We start from the raw sequence: 23,544 nt of genomic DNA on the forward strand, positions 1-23,544 counted from the left end.
CGAAATTTCTCCTGTGAGTTCGATCGATCCGGTCGGAGGGCTCGCTGCTACGCGAGATCCGCCGGAGAGGACAGGGTTCCGCGAACTGCAGTGGCCGCCGCAACCAGAGGCGACACGAGGTGAGTGCGACCCCCCTTGCCCTGACGCCCCTCGAAATTGCGGTTGGACGTGGATGCCGAACGCTCTCCCGAGGTGAGCTGATCGGGGTTCATTCCCAGACACATCGAGCAGCCGGCCTGCCGCCACTCGGCACCTGCTGCGGTGAAGATCTCACCGAGCCCTTCCTCTTCGGCCTGCGCGCGCACCCGCATCGACCCGGGTACCACCAGCATTCGCACGCCGTCTGCGACGCGGCGGCCCTCGAGGACGGACGCCACCGCACGCAGATCCTCGATGCGGCCGTTCGTGCAGGAGCCGACGAACACGGTGTCGACGGAGATCTCGCGGATCGGTGTACCGGCTTCGAGACCCATGTACTGCAAGGCCTTCTGGGCCGATACGCGCTCGCCCTCGTCGAGCATTGCCTCGGGATCGGGCACGGCATCTCCCAACGGAGCACCTTGACCCGGGTTCGTTCCCCAGGTGACGAACGGCGTCAGAGTGCTCGCATCGATGTGTACCTCGTTGTCGAACACTGCATCCGGGTCGGTTGCCAGTTCGTTCCAGGCGGCCACCGCCGCATCCCACTCCGCCCCCTGGGGCGCATGCGGCCGTCCCTTCAGGTATTCGTACGTGATCTCGTCGGGTGCGATCATGCCCGCGCGCGCCCCGGCCTCGATCGACATGTTGCAGATGGTCATTCGGGCTTCCATCGACAACTTGCGGATGGCCTCACCGCGATATTCGAGCACGTATCCCTGACCGCCGCCGGTACCGATCTTGGCGATCACCGCGAGAATCAGATCCTTGCTCGTCACACCGGGAGCCAGTTCTCCGTCGACGGTGATGGCCATGGTCTTGAACGGTCGCAGAGACAGAGTCTGGGTGGCCATCACATGCTCGACCTCGCTGGTGCCGATTCCCATTGCGATCGAACCGAATGCACCGTGCGTCGAGGTGTGGCTGTCTCCGCACACGATGGTCATACCCGGCTGGGTCAGACCGAGCTGCGGGCCGATGATGTGGACGATGCCCTGATCGAGATCTCCCATCGGGTACAACCGAACTCCGAATTCCTCGCAGTTGCGGCGCAGAGTATCGACCTGGGTGCGTGAGACGAGATCGGCAATCGGCGCGAAGATGTCGGCCGTCGGGACGTTGTGGTCCTCCGTTGCGATCGTCAGGTCCGGGCGACGAAGCTCGCGGCCGGCCAACCGCAGACCGTCGAATGCCTGGGGGCTGGTGACCTCGTGTACGAGGTGCAGATCGATGTAGATCAGATCCGGCTCACGTGCACCGCCTTCTCCCCCACCGGGGACGACCACATGTTGGTCCCACACCTTCTCCGCCAGCGTCTTCGGCGCTTGTGCTACGGACGCATCGGATTTCGTCGTTTCGGACATCGCTGTCGCAGACCTCGTCTTCCCTGTCGTCGCGCCGGCGGACGGGCTGGTCCACCTCGCGTGATCGTCTCGACATCGTCCCCCACGGCACGCTGGACTTCTCGCGGTTGTGCAATCTCAGCATTCGGGAGGCTAATATCGTTCTATGAGACAGCATAGCCTGAGCGGCGCCGTCGACAAATCGAGCGGTATCGGTGTCCTCGACAAGGCCATGGCCGTGTTGCATGCAGTGGCCGAGACACCCTGCACTCTCAACGACCTGTGTGCCCGCACAGCGCTCCCCCGCGCCACTGCGCATCGGCTCGCGGTTGGACTCGAAACCCACCGCCTCCTCGTGCGCGATTCCGACGGATTGTGGCGCACCGGTCCGGGGCTGGGGGAATTGGCGGCGAGCGCGTCGGATGCGCTACTCGACGCCGCAGCATCGGTACTGCCTCGGCTTCGCGAAATCACCGGAGAGAGCGTGCAGATCTACCGCCGCGAGGGGACCGTTCGCGTCTGTGTCGCATCCATGGAGCCCCCGACCGGTCTCCGAGATACCGTGCTCGTCGGGGCCCGGCTACCCATGACAGCCGGCTCCGGTGCCAAAGTTCTTCTGGCATGGGCAGATTCGCAGACTCAACGCACAGTGCTGCCGGACGCCGAATTCGGCGAACGGGTGCTGCTGGAGATCCGCAGGCGAGGGTGGGCGCAGAGCGCAGGTGAACGTGAGCCGGGGGTCGCGAGCGTCTCGGCTCCCGTTCGCGACATCAACGACACTGTCGTGGCGGCGATCTCGGTGTCCGGCCCGATCGACCGCATCGGACGCAAGCCGGGCGCACGCTGGGCGGCAGACCTGCTCGCCGCCGCCGACGCGCTGCACAAGCGCCTCTGACCGCCGAACCGAGGCCGATCGCGCGGCACCCACCAAAAACCGGCTGAAGAGGCCGCAGAAGTGGAGTACGTTCGTCTCGAACGGCCCACCCGGCCGGTCGCCGACTGCAAGGAGTGCCCCATGTCAGAATCCGGCAGCGAAGAGTTGAAGAAGAAGTTCCGCGAGGTTCTCGAACAGAAGAACAGCAAGTCGCACAATTCCGTCGACCACAAGGACGGTGGCCCCAAGGTGAACAATGTCCACGGTCCGGCCGATCACCAGAAGATGTTCCGCCGCAAGAGCGTCTGACGCGAAGCGACACCACCGCACGACAGCAACGACGGTCACACCGAAACGACAGAACCCCCTCGATCCGGAGATCGAGGGGGTTCTGTCTTCGTAGCCCCGACGGGATTCGAACCCGCGCTACCGCCTTGAGAGGGCGGCGTCCTAGGCCGCTAGACGACGGGGCCAGGAACTTCACCTGCATTGTTGACGCTGTATCGAACACGTGATGCTGAGGTAGCTTAACTGCCTCGGCATCGGCGGCAAAATCGCCGCTCACCTGCTCGCTGGGGTACCAGGACTCGAACCTAGAATGGCGGTACCAGAAACCGCTGTGTTGCCAATTACACCATACCCCAATGGACTTGAATCGAAGTACGCATCCGATCGATGTGCACTGCGTTTCGAGCCGGGATAGAGACTATCAAAGGTCACTACCCATTCTCCAAATCGGCTGCTCAGAGCCCTGATAACCGCCCTCGACCGCCCGCGAGGCCCGCTCGGACACCATCGCGTGAACGCAGAACCCGCGCATCGTCGGCCGCAGAGCATGCAGCAGACTCCTGTTTCGTGAGCGTTCTCGAACTTCGCAGACGCCGATGAAGGTGCTGCTCGTTCCCCAGGGCAACCGGGCCGTGCTGATCCGCCTCGACGAGGACGGCTCCCCGTCCGGCGGCAGCTCCCCTGCCGAGGAGGTGACCGACGATCTGGTGGGCTCCGTGGCCGCTGTCGAGCGAGAGCACGCTCCCCGCTGGGTGTGGGAGGACACGAGCCGCATCTACCCGCGACTGCTCGACGCAGGGGTGCGGGTCCGGCGCTGCCACGATCTCGCCCTCGTCGGTGCCATTCTGGCGATGCGAACGGGGCGCACCACGACACCGTCCACACCCGCAGACCTGCGACCCGGATTGTTCGACGCCGACCCGCATGCCGATCCGGTGGCAGTGCTCGCCCACTACCGCCGTCAGATCGAGGAGATCGGTGACGATCGGGGGCTGCAGCTGTTGGCGGCCGCCGAGTCGGCCGGAGGTCTGGCCGCGGCGGAGATGACCTTCGACGGATTGCCGTTCTCGGCCGCTGCGCATCGGCGGCACCTCGACGCGACCCTCGGTGCGAGGCCGGTCGACGGATCGACTCCTCCTGCGTTGGTGAAGCTCGAGAACGAGATCTCGTCGGTGTTCGGGCGCCGCGTGAACCCCGGTTCACCCGCAGAGGTGGTCGCCGCGTTCGCGCGCGCCGGTATCGAGCTCACATCCACTCGAGCACACGTGATCCGAGACATCGACCATCCTGCGGTGCCGCTGTTGCTTAGCCACCGAGATCTGTCGAAACTGCACAGCACCAACGGGTGGACGTGGCTGGACGCGTGGGTTCGCGGAGATCGTTTCCGGCCGGTCTACGTGCCGGGGGCCGTCGTCTCCGGCCGCTGGGCGAGCCGGGGCGGTGGGGGTCTGCAGATCCCGAAACCGCTGCGCGCCAGCGTGATCGCCGACTCGGGGTACACCTTCGTCGCCGCCGACGCCGGCCAGCTCGAGCCCCGCATTCTCGCCGCGATGTCGGGTGACCCTCGCATGGTCGCCGCTGCGGGAACAGCGGATCTCTACGCCCCCGTCGCCGCCGAGTCGTTCGACGGTGATCGTGCGCACGCCAAGGTCGCTGTTCTCGGAGTGCTGTACGGCGCGACGTCGGGTGAGGCTCGTGCGTTGCTGACCCGCCTACGCGCCAGATTCCCCGACGCGGTGGCGGTCGTGGAAGAGGCGGCGCGGGCCGGTGAGCGGGGCGAGGTGGTCCGGTCGTGGCTGGGCCGAGCGTGCCCTCCCCCTACGCCGCAATGGTGGTCCACCGGTGACGCCCACGCGCGTGGCCGATTCACGCGCAACTTCGTGGTGCAGGCGACCGCAGCCGAGTGGGCGCTGTGCCTGTTGGCAGATCTGCGCGGGCGATTGCGGTCGAGCAGAAGTGAGTTGGTGTTCTTTCAGCACGACGAAGTAGTCGTGCATTGTCCACTCGGAGACGCACCGTGGGTGTCCGAGGCCGTTGCGGCGGCGGCAGAGTCGGCTACGCGTCTGATGTTCGGCGACACGGCAGTGCTCTTCCCGATGGAGACCAGGATCGACCGCTTCTACGGTGCCCCGGCTGCCGAGCCGGAGTTCGGGCCGGAGTCCGACTGAGCGCTCGGTGGGTCCTCGAACGTCACGTCTATTTCCTCGAACGCAGTACTGCGCTGCGCTTCTGCCTGTCCGGTGTAGGTGAGTTTGTCACCTTCGGTCAGGTCGACGTCGTCGGTGAACGGGGCCAGAAGGGCCCGCGGGAACAGCCTGTCGACACGAACCACGTTGATCTCGATGCAGATCACGATCGATACCGAGGTCACGTACAGAAAGGCCAACAGCCCGAGCACGACCGCAAAGACACCGTTCGTCACCGTCGCACTTGCAGCGACGTACTTCACGTACACACCGCCGAAGGTCTGCAGCAGCTGCCACGTCAGACCGGCTGCTATGGCTCCCGGGAGTACCTGTCCGATCGACACCGCTCGCACTGTGGCGAGCCGAAACGCAACGACGAACACCCCGACGTACAGCAGCGTTCCGATCACGAACACGACGAGACCGGATTCCGGGCCGAAATATCCTGCAGCACTGAGCACATTGAGTGCGGTGATCGCCAGTACCGCCAGACCCACGGTGCTCAGCAAACCCAATCCCCGCACTCGGGCTCGAATGGGATCGGGCCGAAGATTCTTCGGTACGGCCCATGCGGTGTTCATCGCGTTCTGCAACGCAACGGACACGCCGAGTCCGCCGTAGAGCGACCCGAGGATACCCACCGTCAGACCGACAGTGCCGCCACCTATCCGTTCGGGACGCCCCAGTTCTTCCCCGATCGCCGGGATCTGACCGAGTGCAGAGTTCAGGATCTGTTGTTGCAGCTCCGGGTTGCCCATCAACACGATGCCCAGAATCACGGAGAAGAGCAGCAGCGCAGGAAAGAGCGAGACGAATGCGTAGTACGTGATCAGCGCGGCCAGGTAACCACCCTGATCGTCGACGAACTTGTAGACCACCGCAATCGGAAATCCGAGAACCGGACGCCTGCGCTGCAGTCGATCCAGTCGGTCGGCGACGCTCATGTGCGAAAGTCTCCGACCGACCTCGACGGCCGACGTCGCACCGCCGTCACGCGATAAGGGTACGTGCGGCGGTCAGACGAGCGAGGGTCCTCTCGCGGCCGAGAAGTTCCATGGACTCGTACAGCGGCGGGCTGATGTGGGAGCCGGTGACTCCCACCCGAACCGGCGCGAAGGCCTTGCGGGGCTTGAGTTCCATCTTCTCGATGAGCGCGTCCTTGAGGGCGACTTCCAGCTCGGCCGTCGACCAATCCGTCACTGCGGTCAGTGCTTCGATGGCGGCGTCGAGTACCGGTGCCGCGTCTGCGCCGAGATTCTTGGCCGCCGCTGCAGGATCGATCTCGAACTCCGCGTCGTCGACGAAGAGGAACTTCAGCAGGCCCCACGCATCCGACAGCACGACGATGCGCGTCTGCACCAGATCCGCTGCGACAGCGAACATCTTCTCGTCGACCGGCTCGGTGAGATGCCCTCGAGCAACGAGGAATTCGCGTAACCGTGCCGCGAAGTCGTCTGCAGCCAACATCCTGATGTGCTCGGCGTTGATCGCGTCGGCCTTCTTCTGGTCGAAGCGCGCAGGGTTGGAATTGACCGACGAGATCTCGAACGCCGCCACCATCTCGTCGAGCGAGAACACGTCGTGATCGTCGGAGATGCCCCACCCGAGAAGCGCCAGGTAGTTCAGCAGCCCCTCCGGGACGAAGCCTCGGTCGCGGTGGATGAACAGGTTCGATTCGGGGTCACGCTTGGACAGCTTCTTGTTGCCCTGGCCCATCACGAACGGCAGATGTCCGAACTCCGGGGTGCGGTCGGCCACACCGATTCGGATCAGGGCCTCGTACAGTGCGAGCTGTCGAGGCGTCGACGACAACAGGTCCTCGCCGCGCAGCACGTGCGTGATCTTCATCAGTGCGTCGTCGACCGGATTGACCAACGTGTACAGCGGAACTCCGTTGCCGCGAGTCAAGGCGAAGTCCGGTACGGTCCCCGCCTTGAACGTGGTCTCGCCGCGTACGAGGTCGTTCCACGTCAGATCGTGATCGGGCATGCGCAGCCGCACGACGGCCCCACGTCCCTCGTCGAGGAATCCCTGCCGCTGCTCCGGCGTCAGGTCGCGGTCGAAGTTGTCGTAGCCGAGCTTGGGGTCACGCCCGGCGGCCTTGTGCCTCGCTTCGACTTCCTCGGGCGTCGAGAACGACTCGTAGGCTTCGCCGGCATCGAGCAGTTGCTGTACGACAGCCACATGCTGGTCGCGTCGCTGCGACTGGCGGTAGGGCTCGTAGGGACCGCCCACCTCGGGGCCCTCGTCCCAATCCAGACCGAGCCATCGCAGCGCGTCGAGCAACGCTGCGTAGGACTCCTCGGAATCGCGAGCGGCGTCGGTGTCCTCGATCCGAAAGACGAAGGTGCCGCCGTGATGTCGCGCGAACGCCCAGTTGAACAGGGCGGTGCGGACCAGACCGACGTGCGGTGTGCCGGTGGGCGACGGGCAGAACCGAACGCGGACATCTGCTGCTGTGGTCATCGTTGTCCTACTTCTTCGCTGCGACTGGGTTGGTCAAGGTACCGATTCCCTCGACGGTGATCGACACACTGTCTCCGTCGGTGATGGGGCCGACACCCTCGGGCGTTCCGGTCAGAATGACGTCTCCGGGCAGCAGGGTCATCACTGCGGACACCCACTCGATGATCTTCGGAATATCGTGCAGTAGAAGCGAAGTACGACTCTGCTGCTTGACGACGCCGTCGACCTCGGTCTTGATCTCGAGGTCCGAAGGATCGAGGGACGTCTCGATCCACGGCCCGAGGGGGCAGAACGTGTCGTGCCCCTTCGCCCGGGTCCACTGCCCGTCGTGCTTCTGATGGTCGCGTGCCGAGACGTCGTTGGCGACGGTGTATCCGAGCACCACGTCGTACGCCTTGGAGGCGGGCACGTCCTTGCACGGACGACCGATCACGATGGCGAGTTCGCCTTCGTAGTGCACCTCGTTCGACGACGGAGGCAGCACGATGGCCGCACCCGGACCGACGATGGAGGTGTTCGGCTTGATGAAAATGACGGGAGTCTCCGGCGCTTCACCACCCATCTCGGCGGCGTGCGCGGCGTAGTTCTTACCGATGGCGATCACCTTGCTGGCGAGGATCGGTGCGAGCAGTCGCACGTCGGCCAGTGGCCACGATCGACCCGTGAACGTCGGTGTGCCGAAAGGATGTTCGGCAATTTCCTTCGCCGTCCGGGCATCCCCCTCACCTTCGATACTCACGAATGCCACACCATCAGGACTTGCAATTCGACCGAGACGCATGTCGAAAGTCTATCGACCGCCGTTCTCCGCACGCCGATGCCGTCCTGTCCGTCGATCTTTCGCCGGTGTAATGTTTCGATCTGTATCCAGATAGCAAGATTATGGGTTCACATAGTGAGACGAGAGGCCGGAATGAGCGCCACGAAGCAGCTGTCCAGTATCGGCGAGACGCGACGGTGGTTCATGCTCGTGCTCGGGATGCTCGCGCAGACTGCCGGTGCCGTCTTCATCAACGGTGCTGCATTTCTCATTCCCGCCCTGCACGACGACCGGGGACTCGGACTTGCGACCGCAGGATTCGTGGTTGCGATGCCGACCGTGGGCATCATGCTGACCCTCATCGCATGGGGCGTGCTCGTCGACCGCATCGGCGAACGTCTCGTTCTCGTGATCGGGCTCGGGCTCACCGCTGCCGCGAGCCTGGCTGCGGTGGTCAGCACGTCCATTCCGGCGCTCGCCGCCCTGCTGTTGATCGGCGGTATGTCTGCGGCCAGCGCGAACAGCGCGAGCGGACGCGTCGTGGTGGGCTGGTTTCCGCCGCACCGTCGTGGGCTGGCCATGGGCATCAGACAGATGTCGGTTCCCCTCGGCGTGGCCGTCGCGGCACTGACCATCCCGCCTGTCGCGCGTGACCACGGCGTCGGCGCGGCCCTGCTCGTGCCTGCTGCCGTCTGCGCTGCGAGCGCTCTGCTGTGCCTGGCCGTGGTCGACCCTCCCCGTCCGAACCGCACCGATGCGGCGGCGCAGGGTCTGCTCGACAATCCGTACCGCAACAGCAGCCAACTGTGGCGCATTCACGCCACGTCCATCCTGTTGGTGGTGCCGCAGTACGTGGTGTGGACGTATGCGCTCGTGTGGCTGATGACCGACCGAGGCTGGACGGCCGCGGCCGCGGGTGTCCTCGTCACGCTGACCCAGATTCTCGGCGCACTGGGTCGGATGAGCGTGGGCGCGCTGTCCGATCGTGTCGGTAGCCGCATGCGGCCTTTGCGGTGGGTGGCCGTGACAGCCGCTGCCAGCATGCTCGGGCTCGGCATCGCCGACTGGTTCGACTCCCCCGCCGCCATCGTCCTGCTCGTCGTCGCGTCCGTCGCCACCGTTGCCCCGAACGGCCTCGCGTTCACTGCTGTCGCGGAAATCTCGGGACCGTATTGGAGCGGACGCGCTCTCGGGGTACAGAACACGAGCCAGTACGTGTTCGCCTCGGCTGTACCGCCGGTGTTCGGGGCGATCGCGGCCATCAGCTTCCCCGTGGCGTTCCTGGTCTCGGCGGTCTTTCCCGCGCTCTCCGTACCGATCGTGCCCGACGATCCGGCACCCGAGCCCACGGACGAGACGTCCGACACCGGTGCAGACCGCGCCCGCTGACGTGCCTAAGGGGTGACCTGCCCGTGATACACGACATGCCACGGTGGGCTGTCGGCCCACCGTGGCATGTCGTGGCGTGAGAGTTACAGGCGAGCGGCGATCCGAGCGCCGATCTCTTTCGTCGACGCGGTCGTGGTTCCCCGCTCGGCGAGATCCGCTGCGACAGCGGCTTCTACTCGCGCGGCCCCCGCCGCGTCGCCGAGATGATCGAGTAGCAAGGACACCGACAGGATGGCAGCGGTCGGATCGGCCTTCTGCTGTCCCGCGATGTCGGGCGCGCTACCGTGCACCGGCTCGAACATGCTGGGGTTGGTACCGGTGGCGTCGATGTTTCCACTTGCGGCCAAACCGATTCCGCCGGTGACGGCAGCCGAGAGGTCGGTCACGATGTCGCCGAACAGATTGTCGGTGACGATCACGTCGAACCGGCCGGGATCGGTGACGAGGTGGATCATCGCGGCATCGATGTGCTGATACGCGACCTCGACGTCCGGGAAGTCCGCCGAGACTGCCTCGACCGTGCGGGCCCACAGGCTACCGGCGAACGTGAGCACGTTGGTCTTGTGCAACAGCGTCAGGTGCTTCCTGCGGGTCAGCGCCCGCTCGAAACCGTTGCGCACCACCCGCTCCACGCCGTAACGAGTGTTGACGCTGACCTCGGTGGCCACCTCGTGCGGTGTACCGACGCGCAGTGCACCACCGTTGCCGGTGTACGGCCCCTCGGTACCCTCCCGAACGACGACGACATCGATCTGCTTGTCCCCGGCCAGCGGACCGACCACGCCCGGGTACAACTTGGCCGGCCGCAGATTGATGTGGTGATCGAGCTCGAATCGCGCCCGCAGCAACAGCCCACGCTCGAGCACACCGCTGGGCACCGACGGATCGCCGATCGCTCCCAACAGAATTGCGTCGTGCTCACGCAGTTCTGCCAACACCGAATCCGGCAGCAACTCTCCGGTGGCGTTGTAACGCCGCGCCCCGAGGTCGTACTCGGTCTTCTCGGCTCCGGGTGCGACCACGTCGAGAACGGCAAGCGCTTCGGCGACGACCTCCGGTCCGATTCCGTCCCCGGCGATGACGGCCAGCTTCATTTCACTCCTCGTAGTTCGTGTCGGTCCGATCGGCTGCGAGCGATCAGGACAGGTCGACCAGCTCGATGGTGGAGGCCCCCACAGCGGTGGCAATGCTCGCACTGAGCTCGGCCGGAACGTCCTTGTCGACGCGCAGCAGAATCGTTGCGCCGTCGCCCTCGGAGTCCTGGCTCAGTGCTGCGGCCTGGATGTCGATTCCGGCGTCGCCGAGCAGAGTGCCGATTCGACCCAGGCTGCCGGGCTGATCCGCGTAGTTGACGATGAGGTTCTTGCCCTCGGCGCGGAGGTCGAAGTTGCGGCCGTTGATGTTGACGATCTTCTCGACCTGCGAGGTGCCCGTCAGAGTGCCGGCAACGTTGAGGACCGATCCGTCACCGTAGACGGCGCGAATGTCGACGACACTGCGGTGATTCTCGCTCTCGGGAGCGGTGGTCACTTCTGCTGTGACACCGCGCTCCTCGGCGAGCGACGGAGCGTTGACGAACGTGACCGAATCCTCGATGACGGCCGAGAACAGTCCGCGCAGCGCGGACAGTTTCAGGATCTGCACGTCCTCGCTGGCGAGTTCGCCGCGAACGTCCACCGACAACGAGGTGGGAAGTTCGTCGGACAGGGCTCCGAGCAGCACACCCTGCTTACGTACGATTTCGAGCCACGGCGATACCTCTTCGCCGACGGCCCCGCCCTTGACGTTGACCGCGTCGGGCACGAATTCGCCTGCGAGAGCCAGCAATACGGACTTGGCCACATCGGTGCCCGCTCGGTCCTGCGCTTCGGTGGTCGATGCCCCGAGGTGAGGAGTGACGACGACCTGCGGCAGCTCGAACAACGGGCTGTCGGTGCACGGCTCGGAGGCGTAGACGTCGATGCCCGCGGCGAACACGTGACCGGAGGTGATGGCGTCGGCCAGTGCCTGCTCGTCGACCAGTCCACCGCGTGCGGCGTTGACGACGATGACCCCGGGCTTGGTCTTGGCGAGGGCTTCCTTGCCGATGATGCCCTTGGTCTCCGGCGTCTTCGGCAGGTGCACCGAGAACATGTCGGCCCGCTCGAGCAGCTCGTCCAGGCTCACCAGTTCGATACCGAGCTGCGCCGCGCGCGCTGCCGAGACGTAGGGATCGTAGGCGATGATGTGGGTCTCGAACGCGGCCAGACGCTGCGCGAACAGCTGGCCGATTCGGCCGAGTCCGACGACGCCGACGGTCTTGCCGAAGATCTCGACACCGTTGAACTTGCTGCGCTTCCACTCGTGCTGACGCAGGGTGGCGTCGGCAGCGGGGATCTGGCGCGCGGCGGCGAGAAGCAACGTCACCGCATGCTCGGCGGCCGTGTGGATGTTGGAGGTCGGTGCGTTGACGACGAGGACGCCGCGCTCGGTGGCTGCGGGTACGTCGACGTTGTCCAGGCCGACACCGGCGCGGGCGACGATCTTGAGGTTGGTCCCGGCAGCGAGCACCTCGGCGTCGACCGTGGTCGCGGACCGCACGAGAATGGCGTCGGCCTCGGGAACTGCAGCGAGCAACGCGGGGCGATCCGGACCGTCGACCCAGCGAACCTCGACGCCGTCGCCCAGTGCCTCGACGGTGGACGGCGCAAGTTTGTCGGCGATCAGAACGACAGGACGGCCTGGCTGGCTCACGTGAAAAACTCCCTATATCGGTTCGAGACGTGGTCGGAAAAATTCGGCGGGCTGTGCAGCACGAACAGTTTAGAGGCCCGAGACGTCACACGGTGACGCCACCGGACTCACGCACCGAAGGGCACCCCCGGCAATCCAGGGGTGCCCTTCGATCAGATTGCGTGACAACGCGATTCGATGAGAATCAGGCCGTCTCGGTGATCGGGCGGTCGACCCAGCTCATGAGGTCGCGCAGCTTCTTGCCGGTGACCTCGATGGGGTGCTCGGCGTTGGCCTTGCGCAGGCCTTCGAGCTCGGTGTTGCCGTTCTCGACGTTGGCGACGAGGCGACGGGTGAATTCGCCCGACTGGATGTCGGCCAGGATGGCCTTCATGCGTTCCTTGGTGCCTGCGTCGATGACGCGCGGTCCGGAGAGGTAGCCACCGAACTCCGCGGTGTCGGACACCGAGTAGTTCATGCGGGCGATGCCGCCCTCGTACATGAGGTCGACGATGAGCTTGAGCTCGTGCAGCACCTCGAAGTACGCCATCTCGGGTGCGTAGCCGGCCTCGACCATGACCTCGAAGCCCGTCTTGACGAGTTCTTCGGTGCCGCCGCACAGCACGGCCTGCTCACCGAACAGGTCGGTCTCGGTCTCTTCCTTGAACGTGGTCTTGATGACGCCTGCGCGGGTGCCGCCGATGCCCTTGGCCCACGACAGCGCGAGGGCCTGGCCCTCACCCTTCGGGTCCTGGTCGATGGCGATGAGCGCGGGAACACCCTTGCCGTCGACGAACTGACGACGCACGAGGTGGCCGGGGCCCTTGGGGGCAACCATGCCGACGGTCACGAACTCCGGAGCCTTGATCAGGTCGAAGTGAATGTTGAGGCCGTGGCCGAAGAACAGCGCGTCGCCGTCCTTCAGGTTGGGCTCGATCTCCTCGGAGAAGATCTTGGCCTGAGCGGTATCGGGTGCGAGCACCATGATCACGTCGGCCCACTCGGACACCTCTGCGGGAGTTCCGACCTTCAGGCCCTGCTCCTCCGCCTTGGCACGGGACTTCGAGCCTGCCGCCAGGCCGATGCGAACATCGACGCCGGAGTCGCGCAGGCTGAGCGAGTGCGCGTGGCCCTGGCTTCCGTAGCCGATCACAGCGACCTTGCGGCCCTGGATGATCGACAGATCAGCATCGTCGTCGTAGAACATCTCGACTGCCACTGGTTGTTACCTTTCCTCTTGGGTTTTACGCATGTTCGTCACCGGGGCCGCTAACGCGACGCAGTGATCGATTTCGGTCCACGTCCGACGGCAACGACTCCCGACTGAACTATTTCTCGAATTCCATAGGGGTCCAACATCTTCAGCAACGCGTCGAGCTTGGAGCGGGTGCCCGTCGCCTCGACCGTCACCGCCTCGGGAGAGACGTCGATGACCTTGGCGCGGAACAGATTCACCGTTTCGATGACCTCGCTCCGAACGCTGGCATCGGCGCGGACCTTGATCAGGACCAACTCGCGCGCCACCGAGGAATCGTCGTCCTGCTCGACGATCTTGATGACATTGATCAGCTTGTTGAGCTGCTTGGTCACCTGCTCGAGCGGGAACTCGTCGACCGTCACCACGATCGTCATGCGCGAGATATCGGGAATCTCGGTGCCGCCGACCGCGAGTGAGGAGATGTTGAAGCCGCGGCGCGAGAACAACGCGGCCACGCGCGCCAACACACCTGGCTTGTCCTCGACGAGAACGCTGAGGGTATGGCTCGTGCTCACAGGTCCGTGCCTTTCGCGTCGTTGTTCATCGGGTGCGGCGCCTGCTCGCGCTCCATCGCGTCGTCGAGTCCTGGCTCACTGCCCACGGTCTCGTCCTCGTCGAACAGCGGACGGATGCCGCGGGCGGCCATGATCTCGTCGTTACCCGTTCCGGCGGCCACCATCGGCCACACCTGGGCGTCGGCACCGACGATGAAGTCGATGACGACCGGACGATCGTTGATGGCGCGTGCCTGAGCGATCACCGCATCCACGTCCTCTTCCCGCTCGCATCGCAAACCGACGCAGCCCAAAGCCTCGGCCAGCTTGACGAAATCGGGGATGCGCACGGCACCGTGAGTTCCGAGATTGGTGTTGGAGTAGCGCTCCTCGTAGAACAGGGTCTGCCACTGCCGAACCATGCCGAGGTTGCCGTTGTTGATGAGCGCGACCTTGATCGGGATTCCCTCGACCGCGCAGGTAGCAAGCTCCTGGTTGGTCATCTGGAAGCAGCCGTCGCCGTCGATCGCCCACACCTCGGCGTCGGGCAGGCCCATCTTGGCTCCCATGGCGGCCGGAACCGCGTACCCCATCGTGCCCAGACCACCGGAGTTGAGCCACGTGCGCGGCTTCTCGTAGTTGATGAACTGCGCGGCCCACATCTGGTGCTGGCCGACGCCGGCGCAGTAGATCGCGTCGGGACCGGCGAACTTGCCGACCGAGGAAATGACGAACTCGGGAGACATGGAACCGTCGGACGGACGGTCGTAGCTCAACGGGTACGTCTTGCGGATGCCGTCGAGGTAGACCCACCACTGCTCGAGGTCGAGAGTCGTTCCGGTGGCGCGATCGGCCCGCAGGGCCTCGATCAGCTCGGTGATGACCTCGCCGCAGTCGCCCACGATCGGCACGTCCGCGTATCGGTTCTTGCCGATCTCGGCCGGGTCGATGTCGGCGTGGATGACCTTGGCATCGGGAGCGAAGGACGAGAGCTGACCGGTGACGCGGTCGTCGAACCGGGCACCGAGCGTGATCAGCAGGTCGCTGCGCTGCAGAGCGGCGACCGCCGCGACGGTGCCGTGCATACCGGGCATGCCCAGGTTCAGCTGGTGGGTGTCGGGAAATGCCCCGCGCGCCATCAGCGTCGTGACGACCGGGATGCCGGTCAGTTCTGCGAGCTCGAGCAGTTCTGCCGAGGCGTTGGCCTTGATGACGCCGCCACCGACGTACAGCACCGGCTGCTTGGCATCGGCGATGTAGCGTGCCGCTTCGCGAACCTGCTTGCCGTGCGGCTTGGTGACCGGGCGGTAGCCGGGCAGACGCATTTCCGGCGGCCACGAGAACGTGGTCTGCGCCTGCAGCACATCCTTCGGGATGTCGACGAGGACGGCACCGGGACGACCCGACGCGGCGATGTAGAACGCCTCGGCCATGATGCGCGGGATGTCCGCACCGTCGGTGATCAGGAAGTTGTGCTTGGTGATGGGCATCGTGATACCCGAGATGTCGGCTTCCTGGAACCCATCGGTACCGATGAGGCTGCGGGCGACCTGACCGGTGATCGCGACGATGGGAACCGAGTCCATCTGCGCGTCGGCCAACGGGGTGACGAGGTTGGTCGCACCCGGGCCGGACGTCGCCATGCAGACGCCGACCTTGCCGGTCGCCTGGGCGTAGCCGGTGGCGGCATGACCCGCACCCTGCTCGTGGCGAACGAGCACGTGGCGAACCTTGACGGAGTCGAAGAGCGGATCGTAGACCGGGAGAACCGCGCCACCGGGAATGCCGAATACGGTGTCGACGTCGAGTTCTTCGAGAGCTCGTACGACAGACTGTGCGCCGCTGACCTTCTCGGGTGCGACGTGGCGTCGCGATCCGTTGGTCGCCGCGTCTGCGGACGGGTTGCTGGTCGACGGGCTCGTGGCTGTCCCCGACTTACGTGTCGTGGGCCCTGGGCGTGCGGTTGGTGCGCTCACTGATTGCTTCCTCAGGAATGTGAAATTGCTGGGCGATCTCTGGGCAAGAAAAAACCCCCGTCAGCGTGAGCTGTACGAGGGTGGCGCGTCGATGCGAGTTTGAACAACCGGCTCAGGCGTTGACGCGCCGGCCGATTACGAGTATCCAATTCCGCTTCACGCACTGAACGGTAGGCGCGCGCACAGGGAAGAGTCAAACTCGTCACGACGCAATCCCATTATGTGAGATCGCGTAGATGCAATGCGAAGATGAATGGGTGTCGTCTTCGCAGCAGTCCGAACCACCTCGGTCATCATCCCACACCGGTTCCGAGCAACCGAACAGTGGCGACGGGCCACCGCCGTCGAGCAGGCAGGTCATCCGCCTCCCACGTCTGGCCCTGATCGGCGTCGGGTTGCTCCTGTTCAGTACCTCTCTGCCTGCGGCGAGCTGGCCCGCCGCACTGGGTTGGCTGCTGATTCTGCCGATCGTCGCGTGCATCTGGGTGCTGCGTGTGCGCACCGTCATCACTCCCGAGGCGATCACGGCCCGCCGTTTCATCGGCTCCGACGTCATCGAGTGGGAGTCCGTGGTCGGACTGCACTTCCCCGACCGCCGCTGGGCTCGCGTGGTGCTTGCCGACAAGACGGAGAAGTCACTTCCGCTCGTGCGGTTCGATCGGCTCCCCCAACTCGCGGCCGCCAGCGGCGGTCGCATCACCGACCCCTATGCCGCGGCCGCTGCGGCGGAAGAGAAGTCCCGTGCGGAAGCCGAGGACGACGGCGAGCAGGCGTCGCAGGAGCAATAGTCGACGGCGAGTAGCCTCGTCGGTGCGATAAACCGCTGCAACGAACGAGGAATACGCTATGCCGCCGCTACGCTCACGGGTCACCACTGTCGGACGCAATGCCGCGGGCGCGCGCTCGCTGTGGCGCGCCACCGGAATGACCGATTCGGATTTCGGTAAACCGATCGTCGCCATCGCGAACTCGTACACCCAGTTCGTACCCGGCCACGTGCACCTGAAGAACGTCGGCGAGATCGTCGCCGACGCCGTCCGCGCGGCAGGCGGAGTCCCTCGCGAGTTCCACACCATCGCCGTCGACGACGGAATCGCGATGGGGCACGGGGGCATGCTGTACTCGCTGCCCAGCCGCGAGATCATCGCCGACTCGGTCGAGTACATGGCCAACGCCCACACTGCGGACGCACTCGTGTGCATCTCCAACTGCGACAAGATCACCCCCGGCATGCTCAACGCGGCCATGCGCTTGAACATCCCGGCGGTGTTCGTCTCCGGTGGGCCCATGGAGGCCGGTAAAGCTGTGGTCGTCGGAGGGGTCGCGCAGGCACCCACCGACCTGATCACCGCAATTTCTGCCAGCGCGAACGATGCCGTGTCCGAAGAGGGCCTGGACGAGGTCGAGCGCAGCGCGTGCCCGACATGCGGGTCCTGCTCGGGCATGTTCACCGCCAACTCGATGAACTGCCTCACCGAAGCGCTCGGCCTGGCGTTGCCCGGCAACGGCTCCACGCTGGCCACCCACGAGGCCCGCCGCGCCCTGTTCACTCGGGCCGGCACGACCATCGTCGAGGCTGCGATCAAGTACTACCGGGACGAGGACGAGTCGGTGCTGCCCCGCAACATCGCCACCCCGGCGGCATTCCGCAACGCGATGGCACTGGACGTGGCGATGGGTGGCTCGACCAACACCGTGCTGCACACACTCGCGGCGGCGCAGGAGGGCGAGGTCGATTTCGATCTCGACACCATCGACGCCATCAGCCGCAAGGTGCCGTGCCTGGCCAAGGTGTCCCCCAATTCGGATTACCACATGGAAGACGTGCACCGGGCGGGTGGAATTCCCGCCCTGCTGGGTGAACTGCGGCGTGCGAATCTGCTCGAGACCGACGTCTCGACCGTCCACACGAAGAGCTTCGACGAGTGGCTCGACACGTGGGACATCCGCTCAGGTGCCGCATCCGACGAGGCGATCGAGCTGTTCCATGCCGCTCCCGGCGGCGTCCGAACCGTCGAACCGTTCTCCACGAGCAATCGCTGGTCCTCCCTCGACACCGACGCCGCAGGTGGTTGCATCCGCGATCTCGAACACGCCTACACGGTCGAGGGCGGTCTGGTGGTGCTGCGCGGCAATATCGCCGTCGACGGCGCGATTCTGAAGACCGCGGGCATCGACGAGGACCTCTTCTCGTTCCAGGGACCTGCGCTGGTCGTCGAGTCTCAGGAAGAAGCCGTCTCGGCCATCCTGCAGAAGAAGATCCAACCCGGTGACGTGCTCGTCGTGCGGTACGAGGGACCCAAGGGTGGACCGGGAATGCAGGAGATGCTGCACCCGACGGCGTTCCTCAAGGGTGCCGGTCTGGGCAAGGTCTGTGCCCTGATCACCGACGGACGGTTCTCCGGCGGTACGTCGGGCCTGTCCATCGGACACATTTCCCCCGAGGCTGCGGCCGGCGGCGTGATCGGCCTCGTCGAGAACGGCGACCAGGTCCGCATCGACGTCGCCACGCGCACGCTCGAGATCCTCGTCGACGAGGAAACTCTGGAGACTCGACGCGCGAAGATGCTCGCGTCCGAGCGGCCGTGGCAGCCGGTCGATCGACAGCGCACGGTCACGACGGCGCTGCGCGCCTACGCCGCACTGGCGACATCCGCGGACAAGGGTGCTGTGCGCTACGTGCCCTGAGCAGAAAAAGCATGTGAGTGGTTCCTCGTAGCAGGCTACGAGGAACCACTCACAAGGTTGGTTGTCGACCGGATCAGCGGACGACCGGATTCGCTCCGTTGAGGAAGATCCAGATGCATACGCCCGCAGCGATTCCCACTGCGAGTGCGAGGAACGATCCGATGCGCGGGCGGGTCGCCCAGCCGCGGCGGCCGTCGAACGCGATCTTTCCGGGTCCGGTGAGAATGATGGCCGCGGCCGCGAAGCCGAGAACGGTTTCGTACTCCACGCCGGTGGCACCGGAGAACTGCAGCCCCGGCTCTGCCACCTGCTTGAAGCACCAGGCGTTGATGATGGTCGCCAACACAGCTGCACCGGCCAGCGGCGTCGCCAGTCCCAGGATCAGCAGTGCGCCGCCGAGGGTTTCGCCGGCCGCGGCTGCGATGGCGAGGATCTCCGGGTATCGGAACCCGGACTCCTCCAGGAGATTCTGAAATCCGTCCAGCCCGGGACCGTTCCACAATCCGACGAGCTTCTGCAGTCCGTGCCCGAGGAACACTGCTCCGATGGCGACGCGTAGGACGAACAGGCCCAGATCGGTGCTGCCGCGTCGGGCCGGAACTTCCACGGTCTCGGTGCGCACCGGGGCTGCCGGGGCAGCGACTGCCGAATCGGAGGACTCACCGAGATACTCCGTCGGACGATCCGAGTACGCGTTCGAGGTGGCACCGGCCGTCGTCTGGGTCGGCGAGTCGGCGAAGGCCGACGGGCGGTACGTCGGGATCTTCTCTGTCGGTGCCGCATCGGTGCTCCGCTTGTCGGATGCGGAGGAATTCGGGAAGTCCAACTCGTCGTCGGTTCGGGGCAGACGATCCGAACGCTGCGCACCGAACGCTGTGGTCGATGCACCGGACGCGTCGGAACCCGAACGCGTGGGCGAAATCTTCTCGGTGGGGTTGTCGTACGGGCTCTCGGCCGGTTCGTACGAGGGATCCTGCTGGTTGGGGTCACGCGGTGTATCGGTCACCTCCCCACACTAAGGCCGACAACCCCGCGCCACCGACGTTGACGCTCACGGCCGCGTGGCGCGTCGGACTCGACGTTCCGTAACGTTCGAACCATGAAGCCGCTCGGAGCATCGTCACGAACTGCCCGCGCGGCTGTGGTCGCCCTGTCGACGACGGTTGTTCTGCTCGCCGGGTGCGCCCGATTCGACGATTCCAACTCGTCCCCGTTCACTCCCGCGCCGGATGTCGGAGCTGCCGAACTCAAACCCACCACACCCAGCGAGACCTCGCCCCCGGCGGGTCCGAACGCCCCGCAGCCCGTATCGGGACCGTGCGTGGATCCCGACCCGGCAGTGATCGCCACCTGCCTCGACACCACGGGCGGACTCGTAGCTCTTCCCGACGGCCAGAGCAGCCTCGTGGCAGAACGCAGGACCGGCCGCATCATGGAGGTCACCGCAGGCCGGACGCCACAGCAGGTGGCCACGATCCCCGTCGACGGCACCGGCGACGGGGGCCTGCTGGACATCGCGCTCTCGCCCACGTACGCCGAGGATAAACTGCTCTACGCGCTGATCACGACGGCGTCGGATACGCGGGTCGTTCGGCTCGCGCAGGGGGACGTACCCAAGGACATCTTGACCGGGATCCCCCGCGGGGCCGCGGGAGTCCGAGGTTCCCTCGAGTTCTACACGCCGAACGAACTTCTGGTGTTGACCGGCGACAACGGCGATGCCGTGGCCGCCGCGGATCCGAACTCGTTGTCCGGCAAGCTGTTACGCGTGACGTCACTGTCGCCGACTCCTACTCCCCCGCGGCCGGGGATCGCGCTCAGCGGTATCGGCACAGCGGGCGACGTGTGCACCGACGGCAGCGGAAACATCTACGTCACCGACCGCACCGCCACCGAGGATCGCCTGCAGCGCATCGACAAGCTGGGAGCAGTGTTCTCCCCCGTGTGGACCTGGCCCGACCGTCCGGGTGTGGCCGGGTGTGCCGCCGGTCAGAGCGGCGTCGCGGTTGCCCTGACCACAGCGAAAGCTGTTGCAGCACTGGCCACGGACCCGAACACCGGAGCGGTCTCGGCCGAGCCGACCCTGTTGATCCAGGACAAGTACGGGCAGTTGAACGGGGCTACCAGCACGAGCGACGGTCAGATTCTGGTGGGAACGGTGAACAAGAACGGCACTGCCGTCGGCCCCACCGACGACCGCGTCGTCAAGGTGCCGTTCCCTGCCGGCGGTGGTGGCGGCTTCGACTGATCCGACAGCTCCTTCGAACGACAAGGGCGGCCGGGCAGCAATCGCTGCCCGGCCGCCCTGCTCATGCGTCGATCAGGACTGACCGCACGCCGCCAGCACGAGTTCCTTGACTCGGGCGGCATCGGCTTGTCCCCGCGTCGCCTTCATCACCGCGCCGACGATGGCACCGGCGGCCTGGACCTTGCCACTGCGAATCTTGTCCACCACACCGGGGTTCGCGGCAAGTGCTTCGTCGACGGCGGCTTGAAGCTTGGTGTCGTCTTTCTCCAACACCAGATTCCGCGCCGACATCACCTCTGCGGGCTCGCCCTCACCGGCCAAGACGCCGTCCACGATCTGACGAGCACCGTTGTTGTTGACCTTGCCGTCGGCCACCAAGGCTGCCACCTCGGCCACCTGAGCCGGAGTGATCGCCAGATCCCCCAATTCGACGCCGGCGATGTTGGCCTGCTGCGCCAGGTACGACACCCACCACGACCGCGCAGCCTGCGCCGACGCGCCGGCGTCGACGGTCGCCGCCACGAGTTCGAGAGCACCCGAGTTGACCAAGTCGCGCATTTCCTCGTCGGAGACGCCCCAGTCCTTCTGAATTCGCCCGCGGCGCAACCACGGCAGCTCGGGCAGAGTGGCTCGCAGCTCCTCGATCCACGCTGCATCCGGGGCCACGGGAGCGAGGTCGGGCTCCGGGAAGTAGCGATAGTCCTCCGCGGTCTCTTTCTTCCGGCCCGCCGTGGTGGTGCCGTCGGACTCCTGGAAATGTCGGGTTTCCTGCGTCACCTCGCCGCCGGATTCGAGCACCGCAGCCTGACGGCGCATCTCGTAGCGCACGGCGACCTCGACGCTCTTGAGCGAGTTGACGTTCTTCGTCTCGGTGCGAGTACCGAACTCGGTGGCCGACTTCCGCATCAATGAGACGTTGGCATCGCAACGCAACGAACCCTGATCCATCCGCACATCGGAGACGTTCAGCGACTTCAACAGGTCACGCAATGCGGTCACGTACGCCCGCGCCACCTCCGGTGCCCGCGCCCCGGTACCGGTGATGGTCTTGGTCACGATCTCGACCAGGGGCACACCGGCGCGGTTGTAGTCGAGCAACGAATGCGATGCGCCCTCGATTCGTCCGGTTGCGCCACCGACGTGCGTCGACTTGCCGGTGTCTTCCTCCATGTGGGCGCGCTCGATCTCGACGCGGAACGTGCTGCCGTCGTCGAGCACGACGTCGAGGTAACCCTCCGTGGCGATCGGCTCGTCGTACTGCGAGATCTGGTAGTTCTTCGGCTGATCCGGGTAGAAGTAGTTCTTCCGCGCGAACCGTCCCCACGGGGTGATCGAGCAATTGAGCGCCAGCCCGATACGAATCGCCGACTCCACCGCAGCAGCGTTGACCACCGGCAGTGCGCCGGGAAGGCTCAGGCACACCGGGCACACCTGCGTATTGGGCTCCGCACCGAACGCGGTGGGGCAACCACAGAACATCTTGGTGGCCGTACCCAACTCGACGTGGACCTCCATGCCGAGCACGGGGTCGAACGTGGCGAGCACATCGTCGTAATCGATCAGATCGACGGTTGCAGCAGTCATGCTCCGTAGTTTATGCATTGCATTCGCCACCCGAGTAACCACGTGTCCTCGCGCACCGATCGCCTCGGGGTCAGCCGAAGAACGCTGCTGCGTCGTCGTACCGGGTCTGAGGGACCCGCTTGAGTTGCTTGGTGGCCTCGGCCAACGACACCAGGCCGATCTCGGCACCGCGCAGCGACACCATCTTTCCGAAGTCTCCGGAATGCGCGGCATCGGTGGCGTTGACACCGAATCGCGTTGCGAGCACACGGTCGTACGGAGTGGGAGTGCCGCCACGCTGCACGTGCCCGAGCACCGTGGTGCGTACCTCTTTGTTGATGCGACGTTCGATCTCGACGCCGAGCTGATGTGCGACTCCGGTGAATCGGACGTGCCCGAATTCGTCGATACCGCCGTCGAGCAATTGCATCGACCCTTCGACGGGCTTGGCCCCTTCGGCCACGACGCAGATGAAGTGGGAGTCGCCCCGCTGAAAACGCTTGCGCACCAACGTGCATACCTCTTCGACGTCGAAGGGCTGCTCCGGGATGAGAGTCATGTGCGAGCCCGAGGCCAATCCCGCGTGCAACGCGATCCAGCCTGCGTGTCGCCCCATCACCTCCACCAGCATCACTCGCTGGTGCGATTCGGCGGTGCTGTGCAGTCGGTCGATCGCATCGGTGGCGATGGTGAGCGCCGTGTCGAAGCCGAATGTGACGTCGGTGCAATCGATGTCGTTGTCGATCGTCTTGGGGACACCGACCACCGGTACGCCCTCCTCCGACAGCCACGCAGCTGCCGTCAGAGTTCCTTCACCGCCGATCGGAATCAACACGTCGATGCCGTTGTCCTCGAGGGTCTGCTTGACTCGGTCTAGACCGGCCCGCAGCACGTCGGGGTTGGTTCGAGCCGTCCCGAGCATGGTGCCGCCCTTGGTGAGCAGCCGGTCGTTGCGGTCGTCGTTGCGCAGCTGGACTCGACGGTCTTCGAGAAGCCCGCGCCACCCGTCCTGGAATCCGACGACCGTGGAGCCGTATCGCGCGTCGGCGGTGCGAACGACAGCGCGGATCACCGCATTGAGCCCTGGGCAATCGCCGCCTCCGGTCAGAACTCCGATGCGCATCGATTTTGGCCTCTCTGCTCGCAGGCCCGCGGAGCGGA

19 protein-coding genes and 2 tRNA genes are annotated in these 23,544 nt (G+C 65.5%); 7 read left to right on the forward strand and 14 right to left on the reverse strand.

Annotation, left to right across the window (positions count from 1 at the left end; all coding sequences use genetic code 11):
* Positions 1-47 precede the first annotated feature (47 nt).
* A complete protein-coding gene (gene leuC / locus ASH04_RS17205; protein WP_032366379.1) occupies positions 48-1,502 on the reverse strand; it encodes a 3-isopropylmalate dehydratase large subunit in 1,455 nt (484 codons plus the stop codon).
* Positions 1,503-1,647: 145 nt separating this feature from the next.
* Between leuC and ASH04_RS17210 the strand changes: the two genes are divergently transcribed.
* Together ASH04_RS17210 and ASH04_RS26795 are read left to right on the forward strand one after the other, a co-directional pair.
* Positions 1,648-2,376: an IclR family transcriptional regulator gene (locus ASH04_RS17210; protein ID WP_057474109.1), complete on the forward strand. Its 729-nt coding sequence runs from the start codon at positions 1,648-1,650 to the stop codon at positions 2,374-2,376.
* Between the two features lie 120 nt (positions 2,377-2,496).
* Positions 2,497-2,664: a DUF5302 domain-containing protein gene (locus tag ASH04_RS26795; RefSeq protein ID WP_157889886.1), complete on the forward strand. Its 168-nt coding sequence runs from the start codon at positions 2,497-2,499 to the stop codon at positions 2,662-2,664.
* Between the two features lie 91 nt (positions 2,665-2,755).
* Here the strand turns inward: ASH04_RS26795 and ASH04_RS17220 are convergent.
* Together ASH04_RS17220 and ASH04_RS17225 are read right to left on the reverse strand one after the other, a co-directional pair.
* Positions 2,756-2,828: transfer RNA gene (locus ASH04_RS17220), tRNA-Glu, on the reverse strand.
* A 99-nt stretch (positions 2,829-2,927) separates the two neighbouring features.
* Positions 2,928-2,999, reverse strand: a tRNA-Gln gene (locus ASH04_RS17225).
* Positions 3,000-3,239: 240 nt separating this feature from the next.
* On the opposite strand from ASH04_RS17225, the gene ASH04_RS17230 reads away from it, so the two are divergent.
* Positions 3,240-4,811 carry a bifunctional 3'-5' exonuclease/DNA polymerase gene (locus tag ASH04_RS17230; protein WP_032372643.1) on the forward strand — a complete coding sequence of 524 codons (1,572 nt, stop codon included), beginning with the start codon at positions 3,240-3,242 and terminating at the stop codon, positions 4,809-4,811.
* Here ASH04_RS17230 and ASH04_RS17235 read toward each other — a convergent pair.
* The 3 genes from ASH04_RS17235 to ASH04_RS17245 are packed head-to-tail and all read right to left on the reverse strand — an operon-like array spanning position 4,763 to position 8,076.
* Positions 4,763-5,773: a YihY/virulence factor BrkB family protein gene (locus tag ASH04_RS17235; RefSeq protein WP_032366375.1), complete on the reverse strand. Its 1,011-nt coding sequence runs from the start codon at positions 5,771-5,773 to the stop codon at positions 4,763-4,765. The genes ASH04_RS17230 and ASH04_RS17235 overlap by 49 nt on opposite strands.
* A gap of 46 nt (positions 5,774-5,819) precedes the next feature.
* The gene (gltX, locus tag ASH04_RS17240) at positions 5,820-7,295 is read right to left on the reverse strand and encodes a glutamate--tRNA ligase (RefSeq protein ID WP_032372644.1); all 1,476 of its coding nucleotides are present in this window, start codon (positions 7,293-7,295) and stop codon (positions 5,820-5,822) included.
* 7 nt (positions 7,296-7,302) lie between these two features.
* Entirely contained in the window at positions 7,303-8,076 is a 774-nt protein-coding gene (locus ASH04_RS17245) for a fumarylacetoacetate hydrolase family protein (protein ID WP_027496648.1), read from the reverse strand.
* 132 nt (positions 8,077-8,208) lie between these two features.
* On the opposite strand from ASH04_RS17245, the gene ASH04_RS17250 reads away from it, so the two are divergent.
* Complete coding sequence (locus ASH04_RS17250; RefSeq protein WP_032372854.1) at positions 8,209-9,444, forward strand: MFS transporter; 1,236 nt, start codon at positions 8,209-8,211, stop codon at positions 9,442-9,444.
* An 83-nt stretch (positions 9,445-9,527) separates the two neighbouring features.
* Here the strand turns inward: ASH04_RS17250 and ASH04_RS17255 are convergent, their stop codons facing one another.
* The 5 genes from ASH04_RS17255 to ASH04_RS17275 form a co-directional block, all read right to left on the reverse strand.
* Entirely contained in the window at positions 9,528-10,538 is a 1,011-nt protein-coding gene (locus tag ASH04_RS17255) for a 3-isopropylmalate dehydrogenase (protein WP_032370768.1), read from the reverse strand.
* Between the two features lie 43 nt (positions 10,539-10,581).
* Positions 10,582-12,177, reverse strand: a complete 1,596-nt coding sequence (gene serA, locus ASH04_RS17260; protein WP_027496645.1) for a phosphoglycerate dehydrogenase — start codon at positions 12,175-12,177, stop codon at positions 10,582-10,584.
* A 184-nt stretch (positions 12,178-12,361) separates the two neighbouring features.
* Positions 12,362-13,363, reverse strand: a complete 1,002-nt coding sequence (gene ilvC, locus ASH04_RS17265; RefSeq protein WP_170944858.1) for a ketol-acid reductoisomerase — start codon at positions 13,361-13,363, stop codon at positions 12,362-12,364.
* Between the two features lie 62 nt (positions 13,364-13,425).
* Positions 13,426-13,929, reverse strand: a complete 504-nt coding sequence (ilvN, locus tag ASH04_RS17270) for an acetolactate synthase small subunit (RefSeq protein WP_008717436.1) — start codon at positions 13,927-13,929, stop codon at positions 13,426-13,428.
* Positions 13,926-15,884 carry an acetolactate synthase large subunit gene (locus tag ASH04_RS17275; protein ID WP_032366369.1) on the reverse strand — a complete coding sequence of 653 codons (1,959 nt, stop codon included), beginning with the start codon at positions 15,882-15,884 and terminating at the stop codon, positions 13,926-13,928. The genes ilvN and ASH04_RS17275 overlap by 4 nt, the downstream gene beginning before the upstream one ends.
* Before the next feature lie 257 nt (positions 15,885-16,141).
* Here ASH04_RS17275 and ASH04_RS17280 point away from each other — a divergent pair, with 257 nt between their 5' ends.
* Positions 16,142-16,672 carry a PH domain-containing protein gene (locus ASH04_RS17280; protein WP_235580030.1) on the forward strand — a complete coding sequence of 177 codons (531 nt, stop codon included), beginning with the start codon at positions 16,142-16,144 and terminating at the stop codon, positions 16,670-16,672.
* A gap of 58 nt (positions 16,673-16,730) precedes the next feature.
* A complete protein-coding gene (gene ilvD / locus ASH04_RS17285; RefSeq protein WP_027496642.1) occupies positions 16,731-18,572 on the forward strand; it encodes a dihydroxy-acid dehydratase in 1,842 nt (613 codons plus the stop codon).
* Positions 18,573-18,645: 73 nt separating this feature from the next.
* On the opposite strand, the gene ASH04_RS17290 is transcribed toward ilvD, so the two are convergent.
* A complete protein-coding gene (locus tag ASH04_RS17290) occupies positions 18,646-19,578 on the reverse strand; it encodes a DoxX family protein (protein ID WP_057474110.1) in 933 nt (310 codons plus the stop codon).
* 93 nt (positions 19,579-19,671) lie between these two features.
* Here ASH04_RS17290 and ASH04_RS17295 point away from each other — a divergent pair, with 93 nt between their 5' ends.
* Positions 19,672-20,820, forward strand: a complete 1,149-nt coding sequence (locus ASH04_RS17295) for a PQQ-dependent sugar dehydrogenase (RefSeq protein WP_057474111.1) — start codon at positions 19,672-19,674, stop codon at positions 20,818-20,820.
* A gap of 72 nt (positions 20,821-20,892) precedes the next feature.
* Here ASH04_RS17295 and gatB read toward each other — a convergent pair whose 3' ends face one another.
* Positions 20,893-22,404: an Asp-tRNA(Asn)/Glu-tRNA(Gln) amidotransferase subunit GatB gene (gene gatB, locus ASH04_RS17300; RefSeq protein ID WP_027496639.1), complete on the reverse strand. Its 1,512-nt coding sequence runs from the start codon at positions 22,402-22,404 to the stop codon at positions 20,893-20,895.
* A gap of 70 nt (positions 22,405-22,474) precedes the next feature.
* Positions 22,475-23,506: an ATP-dependent 6-phosphofructokinase gene (locus ASH04_RS17305; RefSeq protein ID WP_032366581.1), complete on the reverse strand. Its 1,032-nt coding sequence runs from the start codon at positions 23,504-23,506 to the stop codon at positions 22,475-22,477.
* Between the last annotated feature and the right edge of the window lie 38 nt (positions 23,507-23,544).

It is taken from the genome of Rhodococcus sp. Leaf233 (assembly GCF_001426165.1).
Taxonomy (GTDB): domain Bacteria; phylum Actinomycetota; class Actinomycetes; order Mycobacteriales; family Mycobacteriaceae; genus Rhodococcoides; species Rhodococcoides fascians.

Bases quoted from the DNA above. Each gene is read 5' to 3' on its own strand.
- ilvD (WP_027496642.1), top strand. From the start codon at position 16,731: ATGCCGCCGCTACGCTCACGGGTCACCACTGTCGGACGCAATGCCGCG.
- ASH04_RS17305 (WP_032366581.1), bottom strand. From the start codon at position 23,506: ATGCGCATCGGAGTTCTGACCGGAGGCGGCGATTGCCCAGGGCTCAAT.
- ASH04_RS17210 (WP_057474109.1), top strand. From the start codon at position 1,648: ATGAGACAGCATAGCCTGAGCGGCGCCGTCGACAAATCGAGCGGTATC.
- ASH04_RS17230 (WP_032372643.1), top strand. From the start codon at position 3,240: ATGAAGGTGCTGCTCGTTCCCCAGGGCAACCGGGCCGTGCTGATCCGC.
- ASH04_RS17250 (WP_032372854.1), top strand. From the start codon at position 8,209: ATGAGCGCCACGAAGCAGCTGTCCAGTATCGGCGAGACGCGACGGTGG.
- ilvC (WP_170944858.1), bottom strand. From the start codon at position 13,363: ATGTTCTACGACGACGATGCTGATCTGTCGATCATCCAGGGCCGCAAG.
- leuC (WP_032366379.1), bottom strand. From the start codon at position 1,502: ATGTCCGAAACGACGAAATCCGATGCGTCCGTAGCACAAGCGCCGAAG.
- ASH04_RS17245 (WP_027496648.1), bottom strand. From the start codon at position 8,076: ATGCGTCTCGGTCGAATTGCAAGTCCTGATGGTGTGGCATTCGTGAGT.
- gatB (WP_027496639.1), bottom strand. From the start codon at position 22,404: ATGACTGCTGCAACCGTCGATCTGATCGATTACGACGATGTGCTCGCC.
- ASH04_RS17235 (WP_032366375.1), bottom strand. From the start codon at position 5,773: ATGAGCGTCGCCGACCGACTGGATCGACTGCAGCGCAGGCGTCCGGTT.
- gltX (WP_032372644.1), bottom strand. From the start codon at position 7,295: ATGACCACAGCAGCAGATGTCCGCGTTCGGTTCTGCCCGTCGCCCACC.
- ASH04_RS17295 (WP_057474111.1), top strand. From the start codon at position 19,672: ATGAAGCCGCTCGGAGCATCGTCACGAACTGCCCGCGCGGCTGTGGTC.
- ASH04_RS17255 (WP_032370768.1), bottom strand. From the start codon at position 10,538: ATGAAGCTGGCCGTCATCGCCGGGGACGGAATCGGACCGGAGGTCGTC.
- ASH04_RS26795 (WP_157889886.1), top strand. From the start codon at position 2,497: ATGTCAGAATCCGGCAGCGAAGAGTTGAAGAAGAAGTTCCGCGAGGTT.